Genomic DNA, 12,255 nt, shown 5'->3' on the forward strand with positions numbered 1-12,255 from the left:
AGTTCAAAATCCCATCCGGTAGCTGGGGAAAGGGTTTCTCCCAAATAAACTGCCAGGGCTTCCAAGCCATCATTGTACTGTATTTTTGTTGATGGGTGTAGTAAAAATACCTCTCCATTAGGCTCAAACCGCTGTGGTTTTGGAATGATATCGGCCGCCTTTGCTTTTCCAAAGGAAATCATAATAATGGAAAACAATAAAAATATTTTTCCCAAATTGGTCTTTAACATAATATAATAATAAAAAATTTATAAATACGACTTAAACAAGGTCAACCATCAACGAATAGAAGTACCTTAGTTTAAACTCTCGTTAACTATTTAAGAAGTTATTTGGAGTTAATAATTGAAAATTCACAGTATCATTCTTAATCTTACAGGATATTTAAGTATCCTTAGGTAAAGTTTATAAGTATTTCCAATGAATTTTTTAGCATATTATTAGATTGTAATTTACAATATTCATAGTTTGAAATCAGGTTTTAATCTGCTATCAAAACCCAATCTGAGATTTTAAAATTATACAAATCGGATTTTGATAGGTTTACTATGGTATCTCCTAAAATTTAAAACTAATAATGCCCTCGGCGGGAACTATATTGTTTATACTTTTCCAAGTATTGGTGTCTGGTTCTCCCACTGTTACAGTATATTTTGTAGACTTTTCGAATACCTTTGGGGTAAAAGTTTTTTTATTTAAGCGCAAGGAGTATACAATTTCATTGCTACCTTCATCGATCACCTTTACAACCGGATTTTCCATGCCTTCAATATTCAAGGTAGGCAAATAGGCTGCTGCTTCACGACCATAGTTTTGTTCCTGATCGATAACGATTGGCCAACCCTCATATTGCGCCGTGTCACCGTCTTGTGGTTTGGCTTGCCTAGGCCAACACTCCATAGTTATAGTTCGTTTGTTTTTATTTAATCTTACAATCCCATATCCTGCGGCCCTATCATACAGCCTAGACGGCTTCATGCCGGTATAGAGAGGATTGGATACTGCATGAACCGTCATTTTGTTTCCAAAACCATCTTGGTTCTCTCCTGTATATTTTGGATGTCCCTCTAGACGATTCTTTCCGCCTTCTAAAGGATACCAGCGCCTAGGCCAATGATTGGTAATAGAGGGAACGCAAAAGGCAAAACCACTATCATTCCAACTATCAACACCATATTGAATAGTACTTCCCAAATGTTGGTCTCCTGCCAAATGAAATGCAAACCCTTTTCGGATAGTACTCACGGCCTTGTTTCTTCCAGTTTGTGGCCATCCATTTGAATCTAAATCGGATACTGGACGATCGTCTGCAGGGTATTCGCCTTCTTTCATGATTCTTAAAGTAGGTATAATAGCGCCTGTGAGAGCCTCTTTTGGCAAAGTGGCTACATTTGCAAAAATAGTTTGTGACAATAAGACCTTCATTTGCGATTGAAAACTCCAATCAGAGGACCATTTGTCTAAAAAGTGTAACTGTCTGTCTCCAAGTAAGATTGCCCCGGGTACATCGCCATCCTTTTTCATGTCGAAATTTTTATTCATCGCCCATCCATTATTTATTTTTGCATTTGGTAGAAGGGCGTTAGGAGCCGATTTAAATTTGCGATCTTCCAAAATCGCAAAACTAATTCCACCATAGGCCATATCGGTATAATAAACCCCTATACCTTGTTTTACTGGCGTAGGATCAAAAGGATCGGGTAAATGACTTGTTTGGGTACGCTCTACCATTCGTACCCATGGGGCTGGCATTTTGTAGCCTCCGGCATCTTGCGCTTTGGCACCTTGGCCATATTCTGGCGGAGTGGGCTTTCCTGATTCACCCCAAATATTCCCGTGGTAAACATCGTGGTCATCAGTTATACTTACAGTAGGTCTGTCTTTCATTAATTCCCTATATGCCCAACCGTACATATACCACTTCCGTAAATAATCCAAGGTCGCTTTATCGAATGGAGATCTTTGAATACCAAAACCTCCACTAGGCTCATAAAGTTGATCTCCCGAGAAAAATAGCAAATCTGGATTATGGTAGGCTACCTGGTTAAATATATCTGTATTGGGAAAGCCCATATGATCATTGCCGGTAAACCCAGCAATGACTATTTCATCCTTGTCTTTAGGTTCTTTCCGTATCGTTCCTTCCCAATAATATTCTTCCTTTGAATTGTCTCCTTTGTCCATTTTATAAGCCAATCTGTAAGGGATATCTTTGTTTTCTTCCCAATCCATAAACTTAAAAGTGGCTGTTCGAGCATCTTTATCTATGGATGCCTCTTGAATAGAGCTCCAACGTCCTTCTTTCTGTATCTGAAAGCTAACCTTTTCAGCTGAATCGCTAATTGGTGCCATCTGTGCTGTGAGTTTAAGTACTTTTCTGCTTATGGTATACTGTGAAAACATAATAGGGCCAAAGGTATATTCTGGATACGATTTAACCTTGGTTCCAGAAATCTCCCAATCTTTAAACGCGACGCTTTTTTGATTGCTCTGGCTCCCATCATCTAACTTATAACTACTGACTAAAACTAAATCCCCAATCAATTTTTCAGCAGCAACTCCTTGCTTAGTCAATTGTGTTATAGGATTTTTTGAATTCTCATCAAATAAAGAAAGTATTAATAGGTAACCATTAGAGCTCTCGGATACTTCTAATTGTAAATAAGCTCCTTGCTGTATGATCTTTTGATACTCATTGTTTAAACTGTTTTCTGAAATTTCTCCTACGAACAAGTTTCCTTGGGTGGTTACTCCTAGATCAAGTCCCTTTCCAAAAATGGCATTGTCACGATAATCGTTGAACTCTCCTTTAGAACCTATGCTAAACCCGACCCAGTTTTTATTGTCCTTCCCTGGCTGTGCATTCAATACCCTAAGATGAACCTTCATCCTCAGTTGGCCTTCACTAGCATCTAATTTTTGTGTCAAAACATGAACATTTCTGTTCTCTTTACTGACATTGCAGACAAGCTCCCCATTTTCCAAATGCCAATCCTGTATTGGGTTGGACCAATATTCTGGACCTATATAAGCTCTGGGCTTTGAAGTGTTAAAATCACTTTTAAAACTTAGATTGCCATTTTCTTTATTGATACAGCCAATTAAACTTAATCCTACAAAGAAATAGCAGCCTAATAGGGCGTAACTGTATTTGATCATTTTTTTAATTTTTTAATTTTTTTTCTGATGTTATCTTCAATAAAAAAAACAGAACCAAAGGTACGGCCCAGTTCGAGCCTCTTTCGACAAATGCCCATATTGATTCACCTGCCAATGGTCTTACCACTGCGGTTGAAAAGGCCCAAACAAAGGCCCATAAAACAACATATTTATAAGGTTTTAATAGAATAGTTATGGCCACAATAACATCGAGAAATCCTATTATCACAATTAAGTTTTTAGAAGCTTCTATAGAAAAACCAACCGTCTGCAAATAAATTAGCCAATTAGCATTACCATTAATGGCAAACATACCATGTCCTATAAAAGTCATGAAAACCGCCACTCGCAATATTAATTCTAGGCTCTTGAAATGTAAAAAAGTAGATAGCATTGGTGTTAATTAAAAATAATTATTTATTCTTGTAACAATCCGTTTTCTACCATTGGGATCCTGAAAATCTCCACTTCAGCATCTTGATGTTCCCGAGAAAAGATTTCGGCGGCCTTTGCCAAAATTTCAGGATATTGATCTGCAACATTGTTTTCTTCCCTTACATCGTCTTTAAGGTTATATAATTCAAGGGTAGGCTCTTCTTTTTTATTTTTGAGATTTCGTCTTAGCACTTTCCAATCGCCCATACGGATAGCGACTTGCCCACCGTATTCTGGATATTCCCAAAATAAAAACTCGTGGAGTTTTTGATTTTCTTCATTTCCCAACAGTGTTGGCAAAAAGCTTATTCCATCGGTGCTTTCGGGAGTAGACTGACCTGTCAAATCCGTTAAGGTGGCCATAACATCATAATGAGCAGAAATAAGGTCGGTTGTTGTACCGGCCTTTATTTTTCCGGGCCATGAAGCAATCATTGGAATACGGATTCCACCTTCATACAAAAATCCTTTCCCGTAGCCATACTCACTTCTAAATGGCTCGGCACTATTGAACCAAGGAGAATCTGTTCCTCCATTAAAGGTAGGACCATTGTCTGACGTAAACATAATCAAGGTATTTTCGTAGATCCCTTCCTTTTTCAATTGGGCTACTAGTTTTCCCACATTTTCGTCTAAATAAGAAACCATAGCAGCATAAGCAGCACGCGGATTTTTATTTGGAAAATAACTTCTTTCACCTAAATAAGGTTCCTCGTCTCCAAATTTTTCGATATAATAATCTACCCATCGTTTTGGTGCTTGTAAAGGAGCATGCGGAATAGGATCTGCCCAATACATAAAAAACGGTTTGTTTTTATGGTTATCAACAAATTGAGTAATCTTATCAAACATCAATTCCGAGGCGTAGTCATTAAGAGTATATTTGGCATAACTAGCCTCTTGGAAAGGATCGGCTCCCTTATCCAATTTGGTGTTAGGAGCAATGGTATCATTGTTTAAATACACCCTAGTTTTATTCTCATACAAGTGTACGGGGTAATAGGTATGGGCTTGGCGCTGGCAATTGAATCCAAAGAAATAATCGAAACCAAAATTTGTAGGAACAGATTCGGTATGCGGAGCTCCCAATCCCCATTTCCCGACCATTCCCGTGGCATAGCCTGCTTCTTTAAGTTTATTGGCTATGGTCACCGTAGTCATGGGTATAGGGCGTTGTCCTTCTAAGGAAGAGTCTTTGATACCAGCCACATAATTCCATACTTCTCCCCGTTCTCTCCACTCATCGTTCCCCCTAACATAAGAGTGCCCAGAATGTTTCCCGGTCAGTAAATTATAACGAGCTGGAGCGCATACAGGGGCGCCAGTATAATGTTGTGTAAAGAGCATTCCGCTCTTAGCTAAAGCATCTATATTAGGAGTTTCTATTTGCTCCTGCCCATAGGCCCCCAACTCTGCATATCCCAAATCATCGGCCAAAATGTAAATGATATTAGGTTTTTGATTTACGCTGATGACTGTTTTTTCTTTTTTCTGCTCTTTGCAAGAAGAAAATAGTACCATAAAACACCCTAGTAGATAAAAATTTGATAACAAACGATTCATTCTTATTTAATTTATGATTTCAAAATATTCTTTACATCCATTCTTTTTATTCTTTATAATCTGGGTTTAAAGCCGAGGGGACAGGAGCCATGGTGTTTTCCCTCCAGTTTATCAAAAGTTGTAACAATTCTTTCGTTATTGCACCATGGGTTTCTGCCACATTATTTTTTTCTCCAAGGTCTTCCTCTAGATTATAAAGCTCTATTGCATCATCTTCAAAATAGTGGTGGAGTTTCCATTTCCCAAATCGGATCACTGATCCGGGTCGTGTTCTAAATTTTGGGTCCCTGTTTTCATTCTCTAAGGCTACAGCCTCTAGATATACCGGAAAATGCCAATATAGCGGCCTGTTGAAAGTTTGCTGTTCCCCCGTTAATAAAGGCACCAAGTTTTTTCCATCCAAATTCTTCGATTTAGGAGCCTTTACTTTCGCAACTTCCAAAATAGTTGGATATAGATCTAAATTACTGATAGGTTCATCGCTACGCTGCATAGCAGAAATAACATTATTCCATACAAAAAAGAACGGTACCCTTATTCCTCCTTCATAGTAACTACCCTTTCCGGATCTTAAAGGGTGTTGTTTGCTAACGGAAAAAAGACCGCCATTATCGGAAGTAAATACTATAAAGGTATTTTTTAGTTTCCCGGTTTCCTCCAAGGTAGCTACCAGTCGCCCAAGATTACTATCTAAATTTTCTATCATAGTAGCATAGTCAGCGTTGTCTTGTCCCAAGCTTGAAGATTTATTTTTATATTTTTCTACCAACTCCGGAACGGGCTGAATGGGAGTATGAACGGCATAGGGAGCATAATTAAGAAAAAAAGGGCCTTTAGTGTTTTTTATATAATCAAGGGTCTTGTCCATCACCAAATCTGTCAATCGTTTTCCAGGTTCTCCCAGAAGGTCTACATTTCTATAAGGTGGGTAATAGCTTTTCGGGTGGCCGGCATGGCTTCCTCCAATATTAATTACAAAACCAGAATTTAAAGGATCTTCAGTAAGATGCCATTTTCCAGCGTGAATGGTAGTATAACCATTTTTTTGTAAGAGTTGGGGTAGTAGAAAAAATTCATCGGATAAGGTTTCTGTATTTTGGGTAGGAACCAATTTTCGATCTTTCGATTTTCCCCGTTCCGAAGTGCCAACGGTATAAATTCCATGGCGTTGCACCCATTCTCCAGTCATTAGACTGGCTCTGCTTGGGGCACAGTTGGCAGAGGCTGCGTACCCGTTGGTGAAAACAATGCCTTTTTTGGATAAGGCATCGATATTAGGGGTTTCAAAATAATCGCTACCCATAAAACCAAGATCTCGCCAACCAAGATCGTCTATATTAATGAGAATAATATTTTGTTTCTCCGAATATTGAGGTATAGTCTTATTGTTAGTTTTGCACGAATGAAACACCAACAGTAATACCAAAATCACTGTATATATCCTTATCGTTTTTTTCATGACTTTAAATATTTGGGAAAAAATGAAAGCTCTATTATTGAATATAAGGGTTGCCCTATTGTAGGGCAACCCTATAAAATATTTATTATTCCCAACCCGGATTTTGCTCTAATTGCGGGTTTAATACGATCTGATCTGATGGAATAGGCTCAAGGTAGTAATGTTCCGGAACTCCAGGTGGTACACCAAATGGAGATACATAACCTTCCGATGCCCCACCTTGTAACGTTAATTTATTTCCGTACTCGGAATTTACCACCCATCTTCCTAATTTCTCTTGTGAACCATATTCTACCAACTTTTTCCACCGCTTAATATCAAAAGCTCTTCCCAAGCCCTCGGCCAAAAATTCTATTCCTCTTTCTCTGCGAATTTCCCATAGGGCAGGGGCCACATCGGCATCTCTTGTTGGGTCGTTGGGAATGCTACCAAGATCTAAGGGAGCAACAGCACCTCTGGCCCTTAATTTGTTAATGGTGGCATCTGCAATTTCTTGGTTAAACTGTCCTAGTTCATACATGGCTTCCGCGTAATTTAAAAACACTTCTCCCATTCTAAAAATAGGGGCATCATGAGAATCCCTGTTCTGTAGCCTACTAATTTTATTAGAAAACTTATAAAAGGCATATCCTGAATAAGTTACGTTATACCCATGCCCTTCATTAAATTTCCTAAAGTGAGGTGATGTTCTAACTACCAGCCCCCTCCAGTTTAATGTAGGCAATGTTTTATGGGTATCATCACTTATGGTTGCCATTAAATCTATATACTCTCTATGTTTAGGGTCAGCATCGAACTCCCAAGTAAGTTGATTTTTACCGCCAGTATCTACCCTAAATGGTGGCGGGGTATTATAGTACAATCTGTGGTCACGATTTCTAAATTCGTCATAGGCATCTTTTTCTCCATCGAAAAGAGGACTTGTAAATATGGTTTGACCATCAAGACATAAATATTGATCTACCGCTTTTTTTGTCAGGTCTTGATGACCAATAGAACTTCTGTTGTAGTGAGACCAACGTCCGTTCTGCACTCCAAATTCATAGGCTTTGTACAATAAAATACCAGATACCCCGGCCAAACTTTCACTGTTAAATACTTCGTCGTAATTAGGATGTAGTTCTGGGTGGTCTGCTATTAGTTTCGCTCCTGCATCGGCACTGGCTTGTAAATATTGTAATTCCCCTCCAAGGCCATGGTATTTTCTCCAGCTACCTTCATATAATCCAAATCTGGAAATCAGGGCACGGACCACATCGGTATTCACGGTGTTAGAACCAGAGCCTTCAGGATTTATAAGAGTTTCAGCCTCTAAAAGATCGTTTAATACATTTTGTGCCAATTGGTCCCTGTTTGTTTTAGGGCCATATAGAACATCCGTATCGGCTTCTGATAAAGCTCTATCTACCCAGGGAACTTCTCCGTAGTTTGCTATAAGTTGTACATATTCGTATGCTCTAAAAAAAAGACCAACTCCTTTCCAATGTTGTTTTTCCCCATCGGTTAACTTACTGTTGTCAATATTGTCAAGCATAAGGTTTGCTCTCCTAATATTCACAAAGGAACTGTTCCATAAACTCGATGATGATGGGACCGTTTTCCGTTGCCAAAACAACTCGTCTCCTTGAGTACCTGAATTATTTACAATAAGATCACTGCCTAATTCCCTATTAATAGGAGTTAGGTCCCAATACCCGGGAAAGGAATAGGAATACAAAGACCAGGCATAGGTTTCAAAATTAGTGTTAGTGGTAAAGGTGGTAGAAACCGTTAATTGGTCTTTAGGAAGTTTTTCCAAAATTTCATCGGAACAACTACTCCCAATCAAAAGTAAAAAAACTGCTATTTTTATATGTATATTTTTCATCTCTCTGCTATTAAAAAGTTAAGTTTAGACCTATGGAATAGTTTTTTAGATAAGGATAAATCCCTCCACTTCCTTGAATGGCCAGTTCTGTATTAATTCCATCTGGATAATCGTTAATACTAAAAAGGTTTTCCCCTGCGATATAAATCCGGAGTTTGTCTATTTTATTCTTTTTTAATATTTCTTGTGGAATAGAATATCCTAATGTTAGGTTTTTGATTCGTAAATACGCACCATTCACAAGGTACTTGGTTTGTGTACTTCTACTAATACCATAATTTACCCCCCCCAAAGGATAGTTTCTAGGAAAAAAACCCTCTGTATTCTCCGGTGTCCAATAGTCTAACTGAGATTGGTAAACAACAGAAAATTCATCGATATAAGGGAAACGAACGCGGTTATTGATATAAAGATCTCTTTTACCAACCCCGTTGGCTAAAAATGAAAAATCGAAATTTTTATAGGTCACATTTCCAAAAAATCCATATTGATATCTTCTTGTTGAATTCCCTATTACACTACGGTCTCCAGGATTTGATAGGGTATTGTTGCCAAAGTTGATGATTCCATCGCCATTTTGGTCTATATATTTAATATCACCCGGGTTTTGATTACGACCTTCCCAATGGGGTATACCTTCCTTTAGTGTTCCTCCGGTTAAATAATTAGGGCTGCTTGGATCCATATTTAGAGTGCCAGCTTCAAAATCGTCATTGGTATAATACCCATCAGTAGTATATCCCCAAATTTCTCCTAATTCTTGTCCGACATAATATTGCCCTAATAATCCTGCGGGATTGTCGAACTTAGTGATTTTGGATTGGTTGTCAGAAAGACTAATTCCAATGTTATAATTAACTTCACCAATCTTGTCATTCCAAGAAGCAGCAAATTCCCAACCTTTCGATTCCAAATCTGCGACATTTTCCAAAGGCGCATTGGCACCAAGTATGCCAGGTAACTCAGCACCAGGCGCCAACATATCCAAGGTTTGTCTTTTAAACCAATCGAAATTGACGGCAAGCCTATTCCTGAAAAAATTAGCATCAAAACCTAGGTTAAGTGTTTGTACAGTTTCCCAAGTAAAAGATGTGCTCACCAAATTAGGCAACAATAGGGTGGCATACCTAGATCCAGTTTCTTCGTTTAACCAATTCACTGATCCGGTGTCCCCAAAATCCGTAATTCCTAAGCCCGGTATTGCTGGGTAAAGAGAAGAGGTGTTTTGGTTTCCAATTTCTCCCCAAGACCCTCTTAATTTTAAACTAGATAAAAAATCTATGGATTGCATGAAAGATTCGCGACCTAGGTGCCATCCTCCGGAAAAGGACGGAAAAAACCCGAATCGGTTGCCTTCTGGAAATCTGGATGATCCGTCATATCTACCACTTACTTCTAAAAAGTATTTTTCATCGAAATTATAATTCAATCTTCCAAAATAACCTAGAACACTCCATTCCCCGTAGGAATCATCTGTGGTTTGGGCTCCTGTAGCACCCGATAGTGATGGTAGGTCTACATTGATAAGATTATTTCTTTGAGAGATGAAAGTTTCAAAACTGTTCTCTTCACTATTTACACCTGCCAAAACATTAAAAGAATGCTTATTTAGATCAATGGAATATTTTCCATATAAATTAAAAGCATTGTAATTGGTTTGAGTATTCTCTTTTCTAAAAAAAGTATTTACAGGATCTACGGCATTTAAGACAAACCTTTCTGGATTTACCGTTAATATTTGGTTGTCGCTGGTTGTTCTAGTTAGATTTTTTTTCTCGAAAGTATATTCTCCTACCAAGTTTAACCCTTTAGTGACAGCATAATCCAACTTTTGAAATAACCGAAGGTTGTCATTTAAAATCTTTGGGGCTACTTTAAGGCGTTCTATATTTGCCGGGGTAAAATAAGGAACTTCAGTTCCATCATCGAAAACATGATTACCACTGGCCGGGGTAAAGGAGTTAAAAGAAATAGCATCACTATAACTCCCCAACGGTGTTCTTCTTGTACTGTTTCTGTAAATAATATTTGTGGTCGCGACCAGTTTATCACTCAGGTTAGTCGTTAAGGATGCATTTACATTAAACTTTCTAAAACTATCGTTTCTTGTCACTATAATACCATCTTCGTCACTATATCCGGCAGAAATTCGATAGCTAGTTTTATCCGAACCGCCACTAAAATTAAAATTATGGATTTGGGTAAATCCCAGATCGTTTATCCATTCTCCCATTAGATCAGTGTCAGCCAATGGATATCTTAGTCCACCCAATTCTGCGTAACCGTTGGGATATGTGGAAGGGTTTTCCCTATATTCTTCTAAAAACCCTACCCATGACGGAATATCTTGGCCAGTCCAAAAAGGGTTGGTCCCAAAATCGTTCACGGCATTGATAAAATCGTAGGTTGATGCTTTGTCAGGAATATCCTCAGGATACATAAAACTAAAGGTAGAGGAGTAATTAAATCGTATAGGCTGGTTTTTAGCTGGAGTTTTCGTGGTTATCAAGATAACCCCAAAAGCTGCTCTAGCCCCATATATAGAGGTTGCAGAGGCATCTTTTAGTACGGTGATCGAGGCTACGTCCTGCGGGTTGATATCGCTTACTGAGACAGGAACGTTATTCATCAAAATTAGTGGTCCTCCTCCGTTAATGGAAGTTGTTCCTCTAATATTTATCCCTAGACCAGAGGCTCCTGGTTGTCCAGAATTGGTAGTGATCTGAAGTCCTGGGATTGCACCTTGAATAGCTTCAATAGGATTGGTGACCGGGCGGTTTGCCAATATGTCTTCCATATCCACAGAACTAGTTGCCCCAGTAACATTTGCTTTCTTTTGGGTGCCAAACCCGACTACAACCACCTCGTCGAGCATCGCGGCATCTTCTACAAGGGAAACATTGATGGTAGATTTTCCTTTAGTATCCACTTCTTGTGGTAAATATCCCAAGGAACTAAAAACTAAAACAGCATCTTTAGTTACCTTGATTGCATAATTTCCGTCAAAATCTGAGGCTGTACCGATAGAAGTACCTTTTACGACAACGTTTACCCCTGGCACTGGCATATCCGTACTTTGATCTGTAATAACTCCTGTTATAGTTTTGTCTTGTGCATGGATTGTGCCAAGAGCACCCATCAAGAAGAGCAAAACACAATGTTTAAATAGTTTTTTCATAAAATTTAGTTTAATTTGGTTAGTTAATCATTCTGTTGGTTAATAAGTTTTTTTCCATTCAATTATAAGGGGCTCCGTTATTTTCTTTAGTTAGTGCGGAAACAGGGGTGACTGTTTTCTATGCCAGTGCATCACATACATCCATAGTGGAGCAATATTTTGCTTAGCCGATTTTACCATGGAGTTCATTTAAAAAAATGTCTATACCGCCATGGCCTGCTTCGGTAGCGCAACCGTTCTTTTTTTAAATGGGGATGGTAGTAATCGGAGCAATGGTTATTCTGGTTCCCATGATGGCAGAATTTTTTAATAAATTTCTTGTCGATTTCATGTTTTGAAATTTGTTATTTAGGTTAGAGAGGATATAATAGAAGATGTATATATTCTAATTAAAAAATATCCCCGTACAAATTTGGGATTTTAGATAAAACTTATATGGTGAGTTAATCTTCAAAAACCTCCTGTATATTCCTCATATGAGGGGAGGTGAAGAATATGTGACCCTTATTTGCCGAATATTGGGATTTTTATATAAAATTGTCTAAAATGTTGTTTTTTTAGCTGTAAAAGGATAAAAGCTATCATTAATGAATA

The 12,255-nt window shown here is 38.3% G+C and carries 7 protein-coding genes; all 7 read right to left on the minus strand.

Annotated features, from left to right (window positions below; all coding sequences use genetic code 11):
* The coding region (locus tag HCG49_RS13165; protein WP_168470001.1) for a hypothetical protein at positions 1-230 on the minus strand (230 nt) is incomplete at its 3' end.
* Positions 231-558: 328 nt separating this feature from the next.
* The gene (locus HCG49_RS13170; RefSeq protein ID WP_168470002.1) at positions 559-3,159 is read right to left on the minus strand and encodes an alkaline phosphatase D family protein; all 2,601 of its coding nucleotides are present in this window, start codon (positions 3,157-3,159) and stop codon (positions 559-561) included.
* A gap of 4 nt (positions 3,160-3,163) precedes the next feature.
* Complete coding sequence (locus HCG49_RS13175; protein WP_168470003.1) at positions 3,164-3,553, minus strand: hypothetical protein; 390 nt, start codon at positions 3,551-3,553, stop codon at positions 3,164-3,166.
* Between the two features lie 23 nt (positions 3,554-3,576).
* Positions 3,577-5,157, minus strand: a complete 1,581-nt coding sequence (locus HCG49_RS13180) for an arylsulfatase (RefSeq protein WP_205764397.1) — start codon at positions 5,155-5,157, stop codon at positions 3,577-3,579.
* 46 nt (positions 5,158-5,203) lie between these two features.
* Entirely contained in the window at positions 5,204-6,616 is a 1,413-nt protein-coding gene (locus tag HCG49_RS13185; protein ID WP_168470004.1) for a sulfatase, read from the minus strand.
* 85 nt (positions 6,617-6,701) lie between these two features.
* Entirely contained in the window at positions 6,702-8,483 is a 1,782-nt protein-coding gene (locus HCG49_RS13190; protein ID WP_168470005.1) for a RagB/SusD family nutrient uptake outer membrane protein, read from the minus strand.
* Between the two features lie 10 nt (positions 8,484-8,493).
* Positions 8,494-11,661 (minus strand): SusC/RagA family TonB-linked outer membrane protein, encoded by a 3,168-nt coding sequence (locus tag HCG49_RS13195; RefSeq protein ID WP_168470006.1) that lies wholly within the window; start codon positions 11,659-11,661, stop codon positions 8,494-8,496.
* Between the last annotated feature and the right edge of the window lie 594 nt (positions 11,662-12,255).

Source organism: Arenibacter sp. 6A1, from assembly GCF_012272855.1.
Lineage (GTDB): Bacteria > Bacteroidota > Bacteroidia > Flavobacteriales > Flavobacteriaceae > Arenibacter.

What these genes read in the sequence shown, in the direction of transcription:
- HCG49_RS13170 (WP_168470002.1), bottom strand. Translation starts at nt 3,159, where the DNA reads ATGATCAAATACAGTTACGCCCTATTAGGCTGCTATTTCTTTGTAGGA.
- HCG49_RS13175 (WP_168470003.1), bottom strand. Translation starts at nt 3,553, where the DNA reads ATGCTATCTACTTTTTTACATTTCAAGAGCCTAGAATTAATATTGCGA.
- HCG49_RS13180 (WP_205764397.1), bottom strand. Translation starts at nt 5,157, where the DNA reads ATGAATCGTTTGTTATCAAATTTTTATCTACTAGGGTGTTTTATGGTA.
- HCG49_RS13185 (WP_168470004.1), bottom strand. Translation starts at nt 6,616, where the DNA reads ATGAAAAAAACGATAAGGATATATACAGTGATTTTGGTATTACTGTTG.
- HCG49_RS13190 (WP_168470005.1), bottom strand. Translation starts at nt 8,483, where the DNA reads ATGAAAAATATACATATAAAAATAGCAGTTTTTTTACTTTTGATTGGG.
- HCG49_RS13195 (WP_168470006.1), bottom strand. Translation starts at nt 11,661, where the DNA reads ATGAAAAAACTATTTAAACATTGTGTTTTGCTCTTCTTGATGGGTGCT.